Annotated in this window: 19 protein-coding genes; 2 read left to right on the forward strand and 17 right to left on the reverse strand. The window is 46.3% G+C overall.

The features are described 5' to 3' along the window. Nucleotides 1-2 precede the first annotated feature (2 nt). From fecD to ACUM5Y_RS09785, 5 genes are all read right to left on the reverse strand, one after another. Nucleotides 3-959, reverse strand: a complete 957-nt coding sequence (gene fecD, locus ACUM5Y_RS09765; protein WP_445976688.1) for a Fe(3+) dicitrate ABC transporter permease subunit FecD — start codon at nt 957-959, stop codon at nt 3-5. Further along, nucleotides 959-1960 (reverse strand): iron chelate uptake ABC transporter family permease subunit, encoded by a 1002-nt coding sequence (locus ACUM5Y_RS09770; protein WP_445976689.1) that lies wholly within the window; start codon nt 1958-1960, stop codon nt 959-961. Before ACUM5Y_RS09770 ends, fecD begins: the two co-directional genes overlap by 1 nt. Then, nucleotides 1957-2850, reverse strand: a complete 894-nt coding sequence (locus ACUM5Y_RS09775) for a Fe(3+) dicitrate ABC transporter substrate-binding protein (RefSeq protein WP_445976690.1) — start codon at nt 2848-2850, stop codon at nt 1957-1959. The genes ACUM5Y_RS09770 and ACUM5Y_RS09775 overlap by 4 nt, the downstream gene beginning before the upstream one ends. Nucleotides 2851-2937: 87 nt before the next feature. Further along, entirely contained in the window at nt 2938-3933 is a 996-nt protein-coding gene (gene gntR, locus ACUM5Y_RS09780; RefSeq protein WP_445976691.1) for a gluconate operon transcriptional repressor GntR, read from the reverse strand. A 45-nt stretch (nt 3934-3978) separates the two neighbouring features. Continuing rightward, complete coding sequence (locus ACUM5Y_RS09785; RefSeq protein ID WP_445976692.1) at nt 3979-4476, reverse strand: gluconokinase; 498 nt, start codon at nt 4474-4476, stop codon at nt 3979-3981. Between the two features lie 259 nt (nt 4477-4735). Between ACUM5Y_RS09785 and ACUM5Y_RS09790 the strand changes: the two genes are divergently transcribed. Next, the gene (locus ACUM5Y_RS09790) at nt 4736-6601 is read left to right on the forward strand and encodes a DUF294 nucleotidyltransferase-like domain-containing protein (protein ID WP_445976693.1); all 1866 of its coding nucleotides are present in this window, start codon (nt 4736-4738) and stop codon (nt 6599-6601) included. Next, nucleotides 6602-7264, forward strand: a complete 663-nt coding sequence (locus ACUM5Y_RS09795; protein ID WP_445976694.1) for a 3'-5' exonuclease — start codon at nt 6602-6604, stop codon at nt 7262-7264. 6 nt (nt 7265-7270) lie between these two features. On the opposite strand, the gene ACUM5Y_RS09800 is transcribed toward ACUM5Y_RS09795, so the two are convergent. From ACUM5Y_RS09800 to glpD, 12 genes are all read right to left on the reverse strand, one after another. Continuing rightward, on the reverse strand, nt 7271-8074 hold the full coding sequence (locus ACUM5Y_RS09800; RefSeq protein ID WP_445976695.1) for a UDP-2,3-diacylglucosamine diphosphatase: 804 nt from the start codon (nt 8072-8074) through the stop codon (nt 7271-7273). Nucleotides 8075-8154: 80 nt separating this feature from the next. Then, complete coding sequence (locus tag ACUM5Y_RS09805) at nt 8155-9921, reverse strand: GGDEF domain-containing protein (protein ID WP_445976696.1); 1767 nt, start codon at nt 9919-9921, stop codon at nt 8155-8157. A gap of 216 nt (nt 9922-10137) precedes the next feature. Further along, a complete protein-coding gene (locus ACUM5Y_RS09810) occupies nt 10138-10323 on the reverse strand; it encodes an RSP_7527 family protein (protein WP_445976697.1) in 186 nt (61 codons plus the stop codon). Nucleotides 10324-10466: 143 nt separating this feature from the next. Further along, on the reverse strand, nt 10467-11495 hold the full coding sequence (locus ACUM5Y_RS09815; RefSeq protein WP_445976698.1) for an LPP20 family lipoprotein: 1029 nt from the start codon (nt 11493-11495) through the stop codon (nt 10467-10469). Nucleotides 11496-11497: 2 nt separating this feature from the next. Beyond that, a complete protein-coding gene (locus tag ACUM5Y_RS09820) occupies nt 11498-12100 on the reverse strand; it encodes a penicillin-binding protein activator LpoB (protein ID WP_445976884.1) in 603 nt (200 codons plus the stop codon). Nucleotides 12101-12162: 62 nt separating this feature from the next. Continuing rightward, a complete protein-coding gene (locus tag ACUM5Y_RS09825; protein WP_445976699.1) occupies nt 12163-13839 on the reverse strand; it encodes a COG3014 family protein in 1677 nt (558 codons plus the stop codon). A 233-nt stretch (nt 13840-14072) separates the two neighbouring features. After that, complete coding sequence (gene secB, locus ACUM5Y_RS09830) at nt 14073-14552, reverse strand: protein-export chaperone SecB (RefSeq protein WP_445976700.1); 480 nt, start codon at nt 14550-14552, stop codon at nt 14073-14075. A 60-nt stretch (nt 14553-14612) separates the two neighbouring features. Continuing rightward, nucleotides 14613-14867 (reverse strand): glutaredoxin 3, encoded by a 255-nt coding sequence (grxC, locus tag ACUM5Y_RS09835; protein ID WP_445976701.1) that lies wholly within the window; start codon nt 14865-14867, stop codon nt 14613-14615. Nucleotides 14868-14884: 17 nt separating this feature from the next. Beyond that, entirely contained in the window at nt 14885-15304 is a 420-nt protein-coding gene (locus ACUM5Y_RS09840; protein ID WP_445976702.1) for a rhodanese-like domain-containing protein, read from the reverse strand. A gap of 234 nt (nt 15305-15538) precedes the next feature. Beyond that, nucleotides 15539-16339, reverse strand: coding sequence for a DUF1338 domain-containing protein (locus ACUM5Y_RS09845; protein ID WP_445976703.1), 801 nt, complete (start codon nt 16337-16339; stop codon nt 15539-15541). A gap of 141 nt (nt 16340-16480) precedes the next feature. Next, nucleotides 16481-17251: a TSUP family transporter gene (locus ACUM5Y_RS09850; protein ID WP_445976704.1), complete on the reverse strand. Its 771-nt coding sequence runs from the start codon at nt 17249-17251 to the stop codon at nt 16481-16483. Between the two features lie 96 nt (nt 17252-17347). Next, nucleotides 17348-18835 carry a glycerol-3-phosphate dehydrogenase gene (gene glpD / locus ACUM5Y_RS09855; RefSeq protein ID WP_445976705.1) on the reverse strand — a complete coding sequence of 496 codons (1488 nt, stop codon included), beginning with the start codon at nt 18833-18835 and terminating at the stop codon, nt 17348-17350. Between the last annotated feature and the right edge of the window lie 27 nt (nt 18836-18862).

Here is an 18862-nt window from a genome sequence, read left to right on the forward strand (position 1 = left end):
AACTATTTGGTCCGAAAAAGTAGCCAAAGAAAGTAAGGGGCGCCGATAATTGCCGTCATAATGCCAGCGGATAGTTCTATAGGTGGGTCAATGGTGCGTGCCACAAGATCGGCTAATAACAACAAAATGGCACCGACTAACATGGAACAAGGCAGCAAGATTTGATGTCGCCCCCCCACCAGCTTACGGGTTAAGTGAGGGGCGACTAACCCTAAAAATCCGATAGGACCACAAATCGCCACACAAGAAGCCGTGAGGCCAACCGCCGTAGCCAAAGCAATAATACGAAGGGAGTTGGCATTTACCCCTAGGCTGATGGCGCTGTCATCCCCTAAAACAATTAGATTCAATGGTTTGGCCAACCATAGTGCAAAAGGAATAAGCACCAGCCAAGGCAATAAAATCACTAGTTGCGACCAGCCTCGCCCCCACAAACTGCCAGTTAACCACAATAGGGCGTTATTGATTTCGAGCGGTTTGACCAACATAAGGAAGTCGATACAACTGGCGTAAAGTGCCCCTAAAGCAACCCCAGTAATGGCAAGGCGAATGGCGCTGCTGTGTTGTCCACATAGGCTCCAGAGGATCAAGGCGGCGGTTAAACCACCAATGAGGGCAACGGCAGGTAACCAACTGATGTCAGCTTCAGGTAATAGCGTCATATACGCCACTGCCGCTAAGCCTGCGCCATGGCTGACCCCTAATACATCAGGTGAGGCCAAAGGATTACGTATAACCCCTTGTACTAAACTGCCCGCCAACGCCATCATAGCCCCGACCAGCATGGCGATAATAGTACGCGGTAGGCGATATTCGTGCAGAGTAAAATAGTGATCGCTACCACTTTGAAAACCTGAGATTAACTCAGCAAAGGGCACAGCAACCGCCCCAAACATAAGGTTGGCCAGCACCAGTCCAAGAGTTGAAATCAGCAGTAGAGGAAGTGCTTTGTTAGCCATTAGCGCGTCCTTTTATTCACTAGGTAAAGAAAGAAGGGCGCACCAACTAACGCTAAGATAGCCCCTGCTGGTGTTTCTAAAGGAAATACAATGGCTCGGCTTAAGGTGTCAGCAAGCACCACCAGCACAGCACCCAGTAGCATAGCGATCGGTAGAAAGCGTCGATGATCTTGTCCACAAATTACTCTTGCCATATGCGGCACCAGTAGGCCAACAAAACCTATGCTGCCGGAAACACTGATTGCGCTACCGACCAGCAAGAGTACTAATAAGCTGCCGCCTAATTTAACGCCCAATAATGAGAGGCCTAGGTTGGTCGCATTTTCCTCGCCAAGCTGTAATAAGTTCAACTTAGGGGTAAGTAACTGACTGGCGAGCAGCCCTAATAAAGCAACGGGCCAGAACATTGACCAGCGTTCCCAGCTGCCATTGGCAAAGCTTCCTGCCAACCAAGTTAGTACTGCTGAGGCTTGGTCTTCTTCCATGATCACAAGAGCTTTGGTTAGTGCGGCACACAGAGCCGAAATGGCCACCCCCGCCAGGACTAAGCGGCCGTTTTCGTTACCGAGTCGCCAAGCGTTGGCCATCATCATGACAAGACACCAAGCGATACCGCCTCCTAACATTGCCGCTATAGACGTGCCCAACAAGCCAAACCATGGCGCAATCGTAGAGACAGCTGCCATACCAAGGGCGGCTCCCGCATTAACACCTAGCACGGATGGCGAGGCTAAAGGGTTTTGAGTTAAGCCTTGCATAATGACCCCAGCGGCCGCTAGGCAAGCACCCACCGTGGCGGCAATTAAGCTTCTTGGCAGGCGTATGTCGTAGATGATTTGCTGGGCAATGGAATCGTCTTGAAACGCTGTTAAAGCGCCAATGGCGTCTTTGATGGAGAGGGGGAAGCTCGACCAGACAAATAAGCTGACCAAAATAATGGCCAGCAGGAGCAGACTAAAAGTAAGGCAATAGGCTAGGTAAGTGGGCAGTGAAATCTTCATGGAGCCAGTAAATCAACCAACTTTTCGGCTATGGCTTCTGCGGCCAGAATGCCACGGCTGCGAGACCATATACTTGGATTATCAATATGATATACGTGCTTGTTACGCACCGCTTTTAACACTTTCCAAAGGGGCGATTGTTGCCATTTATAAATGATGTCTTGGTCGGAATAATGAGCAATGATGAGATATTCAGGGTTGTTTGCTAACAGTTGTTCTAGTCCAGTATGTACCGTATTAGTTTGGTCTTTGATAAAACTAGGGGTTTTAAAGCCAAGGGTTCTTAACAAGGTGCCCACATAGGATTTGCCAGGGTGTAATCCCAAATGATTATCTAGGGCGATGCCAAATTGCACTTCAATGCCTTGGGGTAATTGTTTCGCAAACTTCGCCATGGTGATTTTATGTTGCTGAATCCTTGCTTCCATTTGTGCCTCTTTGCCGACTACTTTGCCGATAATGCGCGCGGCGTCTAAGTGGCCCTCATAGGTGTCATGGCGAGATTTGAGCATCAAGGTTGGGGCGATTTTTTGTAAGTCGTGATAAACCCCGCTGTGGCGGTTAATGTCAGCGATGATTAGGTCTGGCTTTAACGAAGCAATCATTTCAAGGCTAGGCTGAGAGCGCGTGCCCACAGAAGTCCAAGTTGAGATGAGTTCACGAACTTCTGGCTGGATTCGGCTAGGGTCTTTATCGTCGGCGATGCCAATAGGGTTGACACCTACAATGGCGAGGGCATCGACAAAGGAATACTCTAAGGCCACAACGCGCTTGGGCAGGTAATCTAACTGGAAATTTCCTCTAGCATCTTGAAGGCTTATGGCGTGGACACTGAAGGGCGTAAAAAGAGCGAGAATAAGCAGCAGGCCGTGTAGGGAACGTGTTAACAAAATCGATTCCTGTAAATCCATAAGAAACGCGAATGATAACACTTATCAAGTTTAATTGAAGCGCCTAGCCAAGGGGAAAGCGTAAATTTAGATGCTTTCCCCTTCCTCAATTTTAAAGTCTAGATCAACGCTCTGTTCGGTCACTGCGGCCCCATCTAAACGGGCCAGTAGGTGCTCGGCGGCGAGCCTTCCGATTTCCTCTCTGGGAGTGATGACTGTGGCCAGTCGTGGGGTCATTACCTTGGCGATGTCGTGGCCATGAAAGCCCGCAATGCCCATTTGCTCGGGGATTGTTACCCCCGCTTTTTGGCAGGCATAAATAGCGCCAATTGCTAAGTCATCATTGGTACAAAAAACACCATTAGTGTCAGGGTGTTGTTCGAGTGTTTCTTCCATAAAACGCTCCCCGAGAGAGAAGGAAGACGCGCTGCCAGTGGACATGCATAAAGGTTTAAGTCCGTGATCCTGCATGGCGGCTTCATAGCCCGCGACCTTCAAAAGCGTTCTCTGATCCATCCTAGCAGCAAAATAGACAATTTTGTCGTGACCTTTTTGTATCATGCGTTTTGTCATGGCATAGGCGGCGGCTTGGTTATCAATGCCAATGGCTTGTTCAATGGCTGGGGAAGCTGAGTCCATTATCTCAATCACTGGGATACCCGCGACCTTTAGCATTTTACGCACACGCTCTGTGTGGTAGCTCTCTGAAATAATCAATCCATCCACATTGTAAGAAAGTAGGGTCGTAATCTGGGCTTCTTCCGCTTCTTTGCTATAACCATAGTGAGCCAGCATGGTTTGGTAGCCAGCGGGTTCTAAGACAGATTCAACACCATGAATGACATCGGAAAATACCTGATTGGCTAGAGAAGGGAGCAAGACGCCAATTGAGCGACTCTTGGATTTAGACAAGATATCGGGGGCTCGGTTAGGAATATAGCCTAGTTCATCAAGGGCGCTGGCAATACTGCTTTGTAACCGTCCCGAGACTTGATCCGGGTTTCGTATAAAGCGGCTCACCGTCATTTTAGTGACCCCAACTAGGTCCGCAACGTCTTGTAATGTAGGGCGTTTATTTTTCATAAAACAATCTAACTCCTAGAGAGGTTACGACCAAGGTGAACGTTTTTACTTTTGTAGCTCTGCTAAGCGCTGCAGAGCATCTTGCAATACCGCCTCGGGAGGCTGAGCAATATCAATGGCAATGGCTTCGCCCTCGGTTGGCTCGATAAGCGTTGCAAACTGGCTTTCCAGCATCTCACGGCCAGTAAAATAATGGCTGTTTCTTTGCTGATGGCGCTGCCAAATGGTTTCAATACTGCCTTTTAGATACACCATGACGAGTTCATCAATGCCGTCACGTAAAGCCGCACGATATTCAGGCTTTAGCCCAGAGCAAGCCACAACCGCCGTATCGTTGTCTTTAAGTAATTGGTTTAGGGTAATTAGCCAATCTTTGCGGTCATCGTCATTGAGAGGTGTACCGTTGCTCATTTTGTCGATATTGGCTTGGCTGTGGTAATCGTCACCATCAAAAAATGCCAGGCCAAGGTTTTCAGCGATACGTTGGCCGATGGAAGATTTACCTGAGCCTGAGACTCCGAGTACGACAATTTTTTTGGTCATTTTGGCAGTGTCCTTTAATGATCCGGCAGGGAAAAACGAATGGGTGAGCTTATGTGTTACCGGTAACTAAGCGCCATGTTACTGGTAACTTTTCTTGTTCGTCAAGCTTCTTAAAATCGAATTAGGGTTATGTTTCTCTAGTTGGTTGATATTTATAGTGTTCTTTTTTCAGCCACTTGCTAGACCTTAGTCTAAAGAGCATTTTGTTCTGTTGGATAAAAGTGCACACTGAATAACAATAAGAAGATAGGGTAAAAATATGGCTGCGTTAGACATTCCTGAAGTGCAAAAATTTATAACGACAATTCCGCCTTTTTCCAGTTTGTCGGCGCCCGAATGCAGTCATTTATTGCGCGCTGTCTCGATGACTTATGTGCGCCAAGGTCAGCTGGTATCCTTGCAAGGCGAGGACGCCACGGTGCATTTAATTCGTCGAGGAGCTTGTGAAATTCGCACTGCCAAAGGCGTGCTGGTGGATCAAATTGCAGATGGCGAATGCTTTGGGGTATCCAGTGCGATGGCTCAGAACCCTGATAATCTTCACGTTGTGGCCCTAGAAGACAGCCTGGTGTACCGCCTAGATAAGACGCGTTTTACTGAGACATTGGAAAAGAATGAAGCCTTTGCGATTTTCTTTGAACATACCCGCCATAATCGTCTGCGAAAACTCTCCCGCAGTCTAAAAACCAACCTCACCTCACCAACATTACAACTCTCCATTGCGGTTGATCATATTATGACGCGCCAATTGGTACAGACTGGGCCAGAGGCGTCCATCCAGTGCGTTGCTCAGCAAATGACCCAAGCTAGGGTAAGCTCGATTTTGGTGATCGAAGATGAACGCTTACTCGGCATAGTGACAGATAGAGATTTAAGATCCCGAGTGCTGGCGTTGGCAGGCGATGCGCTGCAACCGGTTAAAACCATTATGACCACTCAGCCTACTTGTTTGCCCAGTGGGGCCCTGGTGATGCAGGCACAAATTCTCATGAGTGAGCAAAACGTGCATCACTTACCTATTATCGATGCCCAGCAGCGTGCTATTGGCCTGCTGACGGCAGCCGATTTATTGCGTCATCAGGAATTGAGCCCACTACTGCTAATCAATCAGATCAACCGTCAGACCGATGTGCAGAACTTGGCGAGGGTCTGTCAGCAATGGCCAACGTTACTGGTTAACTTGATTGTCACGGATATGAAGCCTGCGGATATTGGCAAGGTGTTAGCAACCTTGAGCGATAACCTTACTAAGCGCCTGATAGAGCTGGCAATCGACCAGCTAGGCCCAGCTCCCATGGGGTTTCAGTTTTTGGTATTTGGTTCCCAAGCGCGTAAAGATCAGTCTCTGGGCAGTGATCAAGATAATGGCTTGATGCTTGAGCGCACCCCTAGCGAAAAAGAAGCTGAGTATTTTAGTGCCTTAGGGCAATTTGTATGTGAGGGCTTGGCTGCCTGTGGCATACGCACTTGCCCTGGGAATATTATGGCGTCTAATCCCAAGTGGAGAATGTCTAAAGACCAATGGCAGCAAACATTTCGTCAATGGATAACCAGCAGTGCCCCCAGCGCTTTGCTACACGCCAGTATCTTTTTCGATATACGTTGCATTTATGGGGATGAACGTCATGTGGCAGAATTGGTGGCAGAGATGCAACGAGAAGTTGCCAAAAACAGCTTGTTTTTGGCAACCCTGACCCGCAGCGCTTTAGTTGCTAAGCCTCCGCTGGGTTTTTTCCGCCACTTCGTTCTGGAGTCTTCGGGGGAGCATAAAAATCAGTTAGATTTAAAACACCAAGGCTTGGCACTGGTTAACGATCTGGGCCGACTCTATGGCTTGTCCTGTGCGACCTACCGTACTTCAACCCTAGAGCGTATTGCGCAAGCCATGCGGGAGAAGCATTTAAGCCAAGAGGTGGCTCGTAGCTTGATGGACGCATGGAACGAGTTAAACCATCTGCGTTTGGACGCGCAACGTCGCTCTTGGCAAGAAAGCGGCAGTGCCAGTGGTTATCTTGACCCGAAAGCCCTTAGCTCCTTGGAACGTAAGCATCTGAAGACCACCTTTAGCATCATTAGCGATGCGCAAGAAGTGGCTCAGCAGCACTTTCTACGAGGTTACAGCTAGATGTTGGGCTACGTTTGGCAAACACTTCAACAAAAATACCACTATTGGCAATCGGCTAAGAAGAATTGGTCCGAGTGGGATTATCTCGTGCTGGATATGGAAACCAGCCATCTGGATGCCAAGCAAGGGCATATTGTCAGTGTGGGTTGGGTGTGTATTCGCAATGGTCGGATTGATCTAGACAGCGCCCGTCATATTCTTTTGGAAGCAGCAGATGTGTCTAGTCAGATAGGCATTCATCTTATTACGGATGAAGACATAGAGTCCCAAGGTAAAAAACAACTCAGTGTGTTGAGGTACTTACGACATTTACTGCGGGGAAAAATTTTAGTTATGCACCATGCCCCTTTAGAGTTAAGTTTCTTGAAACAGGGCTGGAAGACAGAAAACTTAGCACCATTTCCCTTGGTATGGCTGGATACCCTAGCCATAGAGCGGCACAAATCACATCGGGCCCAACAACCGATTCAAGAAGGTGGGTTCCGCCTCGGAAAATGCCGAGAGCGTTATGGACTGCCGGACTATCAAGGTCATGATGCCTTGACCGATGCCTTGGCGACGGCAGAGCTTTTATTAGCGCAAGTGGCTTATCAGGGCAAAGACTGTCAACTGCAAGACTTGAATCAATTAGGTGGCGGTCAAACTAAGCTGACCGCCACCTAAAAGGGATTAGCCGCGGTTGGGGACAGGTTGAAAGCCCCAGCTCTCTGGTGCAGGTTCGGTGGCAATGATCTTTGGCTGCTCTGACCAATGTAATAAGCTTAACTCGCCCGCCTTGGATTCTGTTAGTGCTGTGCAATGCTCTACCCAGTCACCGTCGTTGCAATACAAGGTTTCGTCTTTCATGCGAAAAGAAGCAAAGTGGATGTGGCCGCAGATGTATCCGTCTACCTGCTGGTTTTTAGCCGACTTTAACGCTGCAGTTTCAAAACGTTCGATAAACTCTTTGGCTTTGCTAATGTGGCTTTTTAGGTAGCCTGCTAGAGACCAGTATGGCAAACCGATAAAACGTCTTACGCCATTGATCCATTGATTCAGCGACAACATAAGCCCATGGGCACGATCACCTATGGCCAGCATCAGTGGGCTGATTTTCACCATCTGATCAAACTCATCACCATGGCTGACATAGAAGGTGCGACCATTCGCGGTTTGGTGGCGAGCGTTAAGTCGAATATCTACCCCAGATAAGGTTTGCCCGGCAAACTTTCGGAAGAAGGCATCATGATTTCCAGGAATATAAATTACCTTGGTGCCTGATTTCGCCATGGCTAAAATCTGCTCGACTATCTTGTTGTGGGACTCCACAAAATAGGCTTTGTGACGCATTTCTTGAAGGTCAATAATGTCACCAACCAGATACAATGTGTCGGTCTGAATGTTTTGTAGGAAATCCAATAAATGGGTGGCTTGGCAGGCTTTTGTGCCAAGGTGAACATCAGAAATAAACACAGATCTAAAGGTCGTTTGCATACTTGCCTCCTAAGTTTATAGCCTTAGGCTAAGGGGCAAATATGACAATCAGGTGTGGGCTTTGTGACAGTTCTATAACACTAGGCGCTGAGTTGATTTGTGCTGGTGTTTTCTTTGTGTAGATACAGATAATTACCCCCATTTTGCTTAGCAGACTTTTTGGCTAGCGCCGCAAGTTCCGCAACATCATGGTGGTTTTTATAGAGGCTTGGGTCTGGGTTTACTACGCCAATAGCCAAGCTGAGAATCGGGTGGAAGACGATATCCCCTTGGCGGTTTTTACTCCACACACCTCCTTCTTTGAGATTTTCTTTTGGGTAGAACTCTCGGATGCGCTGGCAGAATTGTCGCAAAATTTCTTCACATTGCTGGCGCCAATCGGCAGAGTCAAAAATCACCACAAAATCATCACCGCCAATGTGGCCGATAAAGTTACGCTCTAAGCTGACAATGTCTTTAATTAAGGAACCTAGCAGCTGAATAACCATGTCGCCTTTCGCGTAACCAAAAAAATCATTGAAGGGCTTAAAATCGTTCAAGTCAAAATAAGCCACATGAAAGTGTTCGTGGGCCAGTAGGCGACGGCTTACATCCTTATGGATGGGCACATTGCCTGGTAGCAAGGTTAATGGGTTGGAATAGGTTGCGGTCTGAATTTTTAATTCGGTAATGCGTTTCAGCAGATCTTTTAAATGCCCCGTGCCCACATACTGGCCATTGTTCACCACAATAATTTCGTGGCTGATGGTATCGGCTTCTTGATTGGTCAGTAACGCAGAAACACTTGAAAGGCTTGTGTCACTTTCAACAATGAGTATTTCATCACTCAACAAATAGGTGACAGGTTTGTTTTCATAGAGAGAGCGGCCATAAGGTGTCGAAAAGAGCTCATGCAATTGATGGCGGCGAATCACGCCCACAGGGCTGCCTTCTGACAACACAGGAATCGCAAATAAATCGTTATGTTGTTTGAAGTATCGGGAAGCATCGATGAGTTCACTGTCTAGAGTAATCGCGGGCGTTGTTTTACATAGAGACTGCACCGACTCACCAAAATCTTCTTGGAAATGTGTGCGGCGTTGGGCTTGCTTAGCAAGGTAGCTGTTTTCATGGAAGTCTGGGTGCTCACAAGGGCGACCCAATAAATAACCTTGTCCATATTTAACGCCAATTTCGAGCAGCTGATCGAGCTCTTGCTGTGTCTCAATGCCCTCTGCAATCAAGGTGCAATCTAGGCGCTGGGCGATTGTTACGATGGAGCGGACAAACTCCCGTTTCACATCATCTTTGTCGATATCTTTAATAAAGTGCTTATCAACTTTCACTATGTCGGGTTGTAAGGTTGACCAGAGTTGTAAGCCGGAGTAACCAACCCCAAGATCATCAATGGCCACTTGGAAGCCCATTTCACGATAGTGATCAACACTATTACTAGACAAACCGTTGTGGTCATAGGGGTGTTGCTCGGACAGCTCAATGACTATCTTTTTATGATCAAGACCCAGCTGATTTAAGATAGCGAGCGTCATGCCTGATTGATGGTCTGGGGAGGACAGCAAGGAAGCGCTGACATTTAAAAATAACAACCCCTCTAAGGCCAGAGTCGAAAACTTGGTAATGGCTTTTTTACGGCACAGTATTTCTAGCTCGTGTAATTTACCTTCCTTTAACGCTAGGCTAAACAATGGCTCTGGTGAGAACAGAGACGAATTTTTTGGGCCGCGAGATAAGGCTTCATGACCGTGAATTTTGCCACTGGTTAGATCATAAATAGGCTGAAAGTATGGGGTAACTAACCCATCCTTAAGAATGCGATTCAGCAGATCTAATTGGCTTTCTTGGTTCATAATGTCTCATATACGACTAGTTAAGGCTAAGAGGTAACCAGTTTATTTCGTATTTGTGACAATTTGATGGCAGGTCAAGGATTGGAATGTAAAGCTAGAGGATAGGGTTGGTTTTAAATGGCTAGCCCGTAACCGGATCTGTATTGTTATTTTAACCTTAGATCTGCGGTGACGAGTGCTATCTTAGTTCTCTCCAGAAAGGAGAAAGACTAATAATTATTTAGAGTGTACTGGGGTTTGAGTGAAACGAATGTTCGCAAGGCTAGAAAAGAATGCTTTTGCGCGGCTAACGGCAGATTTGATTGCTTCAGCATAGTAAGCGTTGCGCATCGCGTAAGCTTGCTCTACATAGTAGTCAGTGTCTAAGTTGCCAAAATCGTCATATTTTAAATCGTTGTTCATGGTGTATCTCCTGTTTCGGTTAAGTATTGTCTATGTGGTTAATGTTAAGAGTTGTCTATAAAAACCACAAACGATCAATATTCAATCGAATGGTGAGAAAAATTCACCCTTTTGCTTTATTCCCTTGAAAACGACTTATCTAACTAATCTAAGCGTGTTAACCACAGAAACATGGCTTCTACGGCTTGGGTCGACCAAGCGGTTGACGCTTGCTCCGTCGCTCGTAACTGGTTCTTGCCAATGCCTCGAGAACTGACGGTCCAGGAGGCCAAATGTTCACCTGTTGGGCCAGTAAGATCGAGAGTTCCTTCTTCAAACACATAATAACGACCGTTCTGGATTTCACTATGTTGTTGAGTCTTGCTGTGCAGTTGGAAGGCGCCATTTGCTTTGGGCGTAAAGCCAAAACTAGACAGGGCACTTGCTAAGGTACTTGATTGTTCACTGTTTGAAACATCGAAACCAAAGCTCAGTAAAGCGTCATTGAGCTGGGCTTCAATATCTCGAATATCTGCGGGGGCCTGTCCTTGAAGAGCATGGCTAGTGGAGTAAAGGTTGAGCTCACTTTGATAGGATGTGCGCTGCGCGAAAAGCGGGATCAGCCCCATGTAATTAGACCAGTCTTGGGTTTGAATACCAGGATTCAGACGGTTGGCTTGTTGGCGAATTAGTGTGTCCTGCTCGATGATTTTTTGCTTTAGGCGGGACTCAATACGCGAGCGATCAACCGACTGGAGGGCATACACATATTGCTCTCCAGCAAACCTTTGTTCATTCACCGCTTGCTCTAACTCAATAGGAGCTGTGCTGACACGGGTATAAGCTGTATGGGTCTTCCTCACATATTCTGTGCCACTACCAGATGAATTGACCTGTATGTCTTGGGTATTCACCTGGCTTACTTGGGTACGTAGCTGTTGAGCGATTTGAGCATTGCCATTTTGTTCCGCTTGCGTAAACGCTAGCGCAAGGTTCTCGATGCGTGAGGCGCTGCCTACACCGTAAAGATAGGTGTTGCTTTTTGGCGGTGATGTCACCCAGTCTGGGGTTTCTTCGGCGCTAGTGTTATTGCCTGATTGGCTATTTGTGCCAAAACAACCTGCCAGACCCATAGCTAAAGCAATGACCGACAAAGATTTAAACATGGGGATCTGGTGGTTGTAGGTGTTCATGCTTAAAAGAATCCTTTATCAGCCAGTTTTTTGATTTTCTTCTGACCATTCCATACTTCGCGGTTAGTGGTCATATCAATCAGTTTTAAATCGACTTGATAGAAGCTCACACGTTGATCGCCATTTGAATCAACAATGGAGTTAATGCTGCCCGATAGTGCGAACCCAGCACCTTGCTCTAAGCCGAATTTTGCAACCGTATCTGGTGCGGCATTCAATTCTTGTTCTTCACGCTCATTGCGGATTTCTTCGCGCTCTTCACCAGAGACAACAAAGTCCACTTTACCGGCGCGCAGTAGGCTACGTTTTATATCATTGATGAAGGTATCAACAGGAATGTGTTCTGAGGTCTTGTTGCGAATGGTTTGAATGATAACCGTAGGGTTACCTTTTTGACTAAAGTTGTAGTCACGGAACCATGGGAACGTGAGCATGTCGCCCATCATCTCTTCAGAGACTAAGCGCGAGTCGGTATCGTTCCAGCGATCCGAAAGGGCGACTTCTTCATTGTTATCCAGTCGCTTAACACCACCGCTTGAACAGGCGACTAATACAGTCGCAAGGGCCATAACAAGTAGGCCTTTCCATTGTGACTTACTAAACATTGGGATACTCATGTCTATTTCCTTATTCGTTATGCCTAAAGAAGGCGGTTAATTTTGAAAGCTTAATTAGGATTTCGCAAGTTCCAAACTTCAATTTGATTTTCTTTAAGGTGAAGATCACCTAGGGAAAATTGTTTACCGTTCACACTATATTCTGGATTGTAATCCCCTGCAGACACAGGCGTACGGGTTAAGCGAATTTGCGCTGGCAAGGTCAGCCAATTACGGGTATCTGCAGCAGAGGATGCAAAAACCGCCACTTGCCCTGCAAGGCTTAATAATAAGCTTGCGGTGCTGTCCTGAACGCTATTGGCAAGGCGATAAGCTAGCCAGCTTCGGATGAGCTCTCGCAATAGGCCCTCATAAATATCCCTTTGGGCGTAGGCCAGTTGCTCTTGTAAGGCGATATCAGACAAAGAGGTCATTCTTATTGTGGAAGTATTTGATGCTTCTTTATTCGAAAGAGTTCCTGTTAAACGTAAGCTAGGTTGGTGGTTGTCTAGTTGGAAACGGCGATAAAAGGGTACGGTGACTCGCACAGGGTACTGGAATAGTAAGCTTTCTATATGTATGTCTTGCAGTTGTCGCCAGATACCGCTGCCCAAAATAACTCGTTTGGTAAATAGACCAGTAAAGCTGCCCCAAGCGCCGCCAGTTTTATAGTTGGCGATAAGGTTCAACGGGCTAATGTCCGCATAAGCCATGGTAAACCAACGAAATGAGTCGTTTTGCTCAATGTTATTACCACCGTGTAGCGGTTGTAATACTAAAGAGTAGCTGCGTGGGTCAGCACTGAGCAACAAGGTCATTTCACTTTTATCTTCGATAAAGCCTTGATGCTCAAGTACGACCATTTCGGCGGTGTCGACTTGGTAACTATTGAGCTTTTGCTGCATACTCGCTGAGAGCTTGCTATCGATTAGACGTTGTACCTCATCGCTACTCCAGCCTGTTTTTTGCATCATCCGAATGGTGTCTAGCCAAGCTCTTTCAGTGGTTAAATCCGAGAGGCTATATTGCTGGGCATAACCCGCTTCATAGAGGTTAGCCGCCGCTTGATAACTAATGCGTGCATCGTCGTATTCTGCTTGCAATTCATATTGTAGGCCTTCCATATAACGAGCCCAGGCATCATCACGGTAAAGGTATTTATCGGTATTACGTCCGCCTTTATAAAAGTCCCCTAACCAGCTAAGTGCTTTGAGGTAAAAGGCTTGATTTTCTGCATCGTCTAAATCTTGATAACTCGGGGTTTGAGCTTTGATTTCATTGAGTTTTAGTTCAATACGACGTACTTCGACAAGAGCGGCATCTTGTAAGACTAAGGCTTGAGATGAAGTTTTCGCTTGTTTTGCAAGGGCGATATAATTGAGGGATTTTAAGTAACTAATATACACGCGCTCTAAGCCCGTGCCGCGATAGTCACTTTGTCTTGGGTTGGTCAGCAGTGCCCAGGCCCGATTGCTGTAGTTTTCTTGGAAGAAGGTGTCGCTGAGTTTTTCTGCCTCTTCCAAAAGCGTGTTACTTCTTTCGTAGTCGCCTTGGTTTTGTGCCAAGGCACCAATTTCTAAATAGTAGAGGAGTTGATCTTGGGAATTGCTCAGGACGGAATCTAGGCGACTTTCTGCCTCTTGCCAGTCGCCTTCTTTGGCTAACGTTAGGCCTTTTTCTATGTCTTGCTGATAGGTTGAACAACCTGTCAGGAAAAGTATAAGAATCCAAAGTGCCGCCTGCTTCACGTCCGCTTCCTTAGCTTAAAAATCGATTTGCAACCAATAGCCCAATCAGAGCTATGCAAGCCAGATAGAGTACGAACCATCTTACTTTAAGGCAATAGGAGCAGGTTTTTTTTCGTTTTTTCATGGGCCTTTCCTTAACCTAGCTTTACACACTGTACCCCATATGTGCAGCAATGAAAAAGGGGACTTACAAAGCCCCCTTTTGGATTTTATATCAAGCTATTGGCTGCGTATTACTGCTCAGTTTGAGCGGCTTGCTGCTTTTGTAAGCTTTCTAGGTACAAGGCGTCGAAGTTGATTGGCGCTAGCAATACTGCAGGGAAACTACCTTTAACCACTACCGCATCGATGTTTTCACGAGCGTATGGGAAAAGTGTCGCTGGGCAGAAAGCACCTAGCGCGTGGTGTAGTTGTTGGTCATCAAGACCGGCAATGACAAACAAACCACCTTGTTGTACTTCTACTAGGTAAGCTGGCTCGTCGCCGTTTTTAACGTTAACAGTAATCTCTAGGACGACTTCATAAACGTTTTCACCAACCTGACGGCTCTTTGTATTTAGTTCTAAGCCAACTTCAGGTTTCCACTCTTCTTGGAAGATCATTGGAGAACGTGGTGATTCAAAAGAGATATCTTTTAAGAACACACGCTGTAAAGACAGTTGTGGCGCTTGCTGTTCTTGTGTTTCTGTTGCTGCAGTCGTCGTGTCAGACATGATTCATCCTATAGTGTTATATAAATAATTCGATCTTACGCCAAGCACTCATTAGAGCAATTACTTGGCCAGTAAATCATCCAGTTTGTTAGCATGTTGAAGCGCATACAAATCATCACAGCCGCCAACATGCAGGTTGTCGATCCAGATTTGTGGAACGGAAGTACGGCCACTTTTTTGAGTCATTTCTGCACGTGCGGAAGGCTTACCATCTACATTAATTTCGTGAAACTTCACTTTTTTCGAACTCAAAAGCTGTTTTGCTCTAATGCAGAAAGGGCAGTAATTACTTGAATAAATTGTGACATTTGCCATGGCGAAATCTAACCCTCTTAAGATTTTACAAGAGGCATGTTAGAAGATTGCCATTCAGCAATGCCGCCCTGTAGTTTGAATACTTTATTGAAACCCGCTTTTTTCATTTCTTTTGCACTGGTACCAGCATTGATACCAGTCTTACAAGTTAAAATGATGGGGGTGTCTTTGTAACTTTCAAGGCTAGATAATTGATCTTTCATTTTTGTTGCTGGAACATTTTTCGCGCCAGTAATATGCCCTGTTTTAAACTCTTTTTCAGGACGAATATCGACCACAATGGCATCGTCATTATTGATCATGGTGGTTGCTGTCGATGGGCTAACACCTTGAGCGCCGCCTTTGCTCTCAACAAATAGTAAAGTGGCTAGGATAGCGAAAAAAACCGCCACCATTTCCCAGTGGTTCATCGAAAATTCAAGAAATTGATTCATCATAATAGTTAAGACCTGTATTAAAACTGCCAGCATTATACACGCCGAACGGAATCGGTACATAGTTCAGAAGGCGTTCAAAGCACTTATAACAGGTTTCTGAAGAGGGAGTTTTAACTTCCTCGCCAGCGGCAATAGTGAAGGGGTTCCAATGGGTTACAAAAACGGAGTGAGCGTAAGGAATAGTATTTAAAACACAGAGCACACTTTAAAAAGAGGCTCTGTGTCGTCCTTTACTTAGGAGTTTGTTGAATCGAAGATTTTGTCTGCATTACCTTCGATGAAGCTGTCGAATAGGCTGCCATCCGCTTGAGGGTGACGACGAGCAAATTCATAAAAACAGCTAGGGATTTCTCGGCTTTGGCCGTCACCAAACACGTAATGTATTTTATCGGCCAAGGTAGACGATTGTTCTAAGCAGGACTCTGGAGAACCCTTAATTAAGCCTCCTACCTGATTAAGCACATAGCCTTCATCTAACAACAATTGGTTCACTTGTTGAATGCTTGTGAAATTCTTTAGGTGGTTAATGCTGACGGTGAAGTGGTTGGCTTGTAATCCCATGGTGGATAACCAAGCTGCATATTCGGAGTGCTCGGTTAGCGTTAAGTAGTCTTGCTCAGAAAGCTTCTCCCACAACAATCCCGCCCAGAAAATCGCCGGTGTTTTGACCACATCTTTAGGGATCTGTGCGATTAGGTTTTGAATGATGTCTTGGCAATCTTGAGGTAATTCTTCGACTAAAAGTTCTGAAAGGAAAACCTTAGGGGCTTTGTTATCGGTTTGATGTTTATAACAACGAGCACGCAAGTGCTTGGTTTCAAAACGGAAAGCACCGTAGGCAATATAGCCTAATGCGATCAGTTGGCCTTCCAGTACTTCCAAGGAAATAGGCGACTGATTAAAGGTACGAAAGGCAACATGGTCATTTAAGACAGACTCTCCCTGCTGTTCAAATAGAGTTTGAATGCGCTGGGCTTGTGGCGTGACTTGGGTGTATTGCTGCCATAAAGCCGAAAAAAATTCTGTCTGATGCATAGGACTTTCCAAATTAGGTCAATGAGCGATAAGCACCACTCTAGTACAGATACTAGGGCTTTTACAAAGGATGAAAACGCACATGGTTATGCGCAAAACTCGTGCGAAAAAATGTTTGTACTAGGTGCTAATAAACGCGTGTTAGGCGTCCATCAAGAGTTTTATGGACATGGCTAAGCACATAAAAATCACCAGAGGGCGAATCAATTTAGAACCCTTGGTGATCACTAATTGTGAGCCGATTTGAGCACCGATCCACTGGCCTATGCCCATGGCGATCCCTAGCATCCAAACAATGTGGCCGGTAAAGGTGAACATAATAAGAGAGGCTAGGTTGCTGGTGGCGTTTAGAACCTTGGTATGGGCTGTTGCAGAAATAATGGATAAGCCCATAAAACATAAATACGCAGTGGAGAAAAAAGCACCCGTACCTGGGCCAATCAGACCATCGTAAAAGCCAATGCTGGTGCCAATAATGAGAGCGAATTGGGTGTTAGACAGCACAACCTTACTGGCGATGTAAGGCTGAACCTTTGGTAAAAACAAAAAGAATATGGCTACCCCGATGAGGATAATGGGCACGGCTTTTAGCAGTAATCGGCTGTCAATGTAAGACACTAAGATTGTGCCCAATACACTACCAATGGCGGTCATGGTGATAGGCAATATCATGTCGGATAGTTTGACTTGGCCTTTGCGCACAAAGTGATAGGAAGCCGATAAGGTGCCAGCACAACCTTGCAGTTTATTGGTCGCTAAGGCTTCTGCGGGTGACAAACCTGCTGCAAGCAGCGCGGGAACGGTTATTAAACCACCGCCGCCAGCGATGGCGTCAATAATGCCGGCGACTAGGGCAACACAGAATAAGGCTAGGTAAACCCAGAGGGAAATGTCAGCAAACAAAAAGTCCATTTTGATCTCGGCAGAAGCGTCTTTAATGCCTTAGTAGATCAAAAAAAGCCCACTTAGACAATGTCTTAAGTGGGCTAGGCGGGAGTAGAGATTCGTTTATTGAGCGGCGGCGATATAATCGCTGAGTCGTGTCACCTGGTCTGGATTGAACTCCAGTCCAAGTTTACTGCGGCGCCATAAAATATCTTCACTGGTGTAAGCCCACTCTTTCTCAAGCAGGTAATCCACTTCGGCTTGGTAAAGGTCTGCGCCAAAGTGCTCACCAAGTTCTGTAAGGTCTGTTTTGCCTTCCAAAATTAGGTGGCTGCGGTCCCCATAACTGTTGGCAAAACGCTTCGCTAAATGTGAGCCGATAAATGGATAGCTCTGCTGAAGCGATAAGGTAAAGGCTTCCAGTGACATGTCCAACTTACCACCAGGTAAAGGCTGGCTATGGGTCCACTCAGGCCCAAGCTGGTCAAAGTAAGGGGTTAACTTACGCATTGCCGATAGGGCTAACTTGCGATACGTAGTGATCTTGCCGCCAAAAATACTTAGCAATGGCGCTTGGCTGTTGTCGTCTTCCAAATGCAGGGTGTAATCACGGGTTACAGCCGATGGGTCATTTGACTCATCTTCTAACAGCGGACGGACACCTGAATAGTGCCAAATCACGTCGTCTGTGGTGAGGTCCTTTTTAAAGTGATCGTTGGCAACATTGAGAATGTAGTTGGTTTCTTCATCAGAGATTTTTACATCGCTAGGGTTGCCTTTGTACTCCACATCGGTCGTGCCAAGTAGGGTGTAGTTATCACGGTAAGGAATGGCAAAAACGATACGCTTATCCGTGTTTTGCATGATAAAGGCATTAGAGAACTGATGAATTCTTGGCACCACAATATGGCTACCCTTAATCATACGAATGCCATAAGGCGCTTTTTTCTCAAGCTTGGTTTCGATGAATGAAGACACCCAAGGGCCCGCAGCATTCACCAGCGCTTTCGCTGTAATGGTAGTGGTTTCTTGGCTGATTTGATCTTCTAGAGTGATTTGCCATTGGCCATCAACACGCTTAGCTCCAGTACAGCGAGTACGAGCGTAAATTTGAGCCTTGTTTTGCTGTGCACTCAGGGCATTCGTGACCACTAAGCGAGCGTCATCCACCCAACAATCTGAATATTCAAAGCCTTGAGTAATGTCGGATTTTAAAGGGCTATCGGCACCGTATTTAACCTTATGGGAGCCCAATAGCGTGTCGCGCTTACCTAGGTTGTCGTAAAGGAAAAGCCCAATACGAATTAACCAAGCAGGACGTAAGTGTGGGCGATGGGGCATTTGAAAGCGCATTGGCGTTACCAAATGGGGGGCTACTTTCAACAGCACTTCACGTTCTGTTAAGGCCTCTTTCACTAGGCGGAACTCATAATGCTCTAGGTAGCGTAGACCACCATGAATCAACTTACTGCTGGAAGAAGACGTTGCTTGAGCTAAGTCTCCCATTTCACACAGGCCTACATGCAATCCGCGTCCTGCGGCATCGGCAGCGATACCTGTGCCATTAATGCCGCCACCGACAACAAATAGATCAAAATGCGAGTTTGCCATGCCGTTCCCCATAAGTAATGAATATTG

The organism is Marinomonas dokdonensis (assembly GCF_052747885.1).

Coding starts and splice junctions, on each gene's coding strand:
- fecD (WP_445976688.1), bottom strand. CDS start 959: ATGGCTAACAAAGCACTTCCTCTACTGCTGATTTCAACTCTTGGACTG.
- ACUM5Y_RS09770 (WP_445976689.1), bottom strand. CDS start 1,960: ATGAAGATTTCACTGCCCACTTACCTAGCCTATTGCCTTACTTTTAGT.
- gntR (WP_445976691.1), bottom strand. CDS start 3,933: ATGAAAAATAAACGCCCTACATTACAAGACGTTGCGGACCTAGTTGGG.
- ACUM5Y_RS09785 (WP_445976692.1), bottom strand. CDS start 4,476: ATGACCAAAAAAATTGTCGTACTCGGAGTCTCAGGCTCAGGTAAATCT.
- ACUM5Y_RS09790 (WP_445976693.1), top strand. CDS start 4,736: ATGGCTGCGTTAGACATTCCTGAAGTGCAAAAATTTATAACGACAATT.
- ACUM5Y_RS09795 (WP_445976694.1), top strand. CDS start 6,602: ATGTTGGGCTACGTTTGGCAAACACTTCAACAAAAATACCACTATTGG.
- ACUM5Y_RS09800 (WP_445976695.1), bottom strand. CDS start 8,074: ATGCAAACGACCTTTAGATCTGTGTTTATTTCTGATGTTCACCTTGGC.
- ACUM5Y_RS09805 (WP_445976696.1), bottom strand. CDS start 9,921: ATGAACCAAGAAAGCCAATTAGATCTGCTGAATCGCATTCTTAAGGAT.
- ACUM5Y_RS09810 (WP_445976697.1), bottom strand. CDS start 10,323: ATGAACAACGATTTAAAATATGACGATTTTGGCAACTTAGACACTGAC.
- ACUM5Y_RS09815 (WP_445976698.1), bottom strand. CDS start 11,495: ATGAACACCTACAACCACCAGATCCCCATGTTTAAATCTTTGTCGGTC.
- ACUM5Y_RS09820 (WP_445976884.1), bottom strand. CDS start 12,100: ATGTTTAGTAAGTCACAATGGAAAGGCCTACTTGTTATGGCCCTTGCG.
- secB (WP_445976700.1), bottom strand. CDS start 14,552: ATGTCTGACACGACGACTGCAGCAACAGAAACACAAGAACAGCAAGCG.
- grxC (WP_445976701.1), bottom strand. CDS start 14,867: ATGGCAAATGTCACAATTTATTCAAGTAATTACTGCCCTTTCTGCATT.
- ACUM5Y_RS09840 (WP_445976702.1), bottom strand. CDS start 15,304: ATGATGAATCAATTTCTTGAATTTTCGATGAACCACTGGGAAATGGTG.
- ACUM5Y_RS09845 (WP_445976703.1), bottom strand. CDS start 16,339: ATGCATCAGACAGAATTTTTTTCGGCTTTATGGCAGCAATACACCCAA.
- ACUM5Y_RS09850 (WP_445976704.1), bottom strand. CDS start 17,251: ATGGACTTTTTGTTTGCTGACATTTCCCTCTGGGTTTACCTAGCCTTA.
- glpD (WP_445976705.1), bottom strand. CDS start 18,835: ATGGCAAACTCGCATTTTGATCTATTTGTTGTCGGTGGCGGCATTAAT.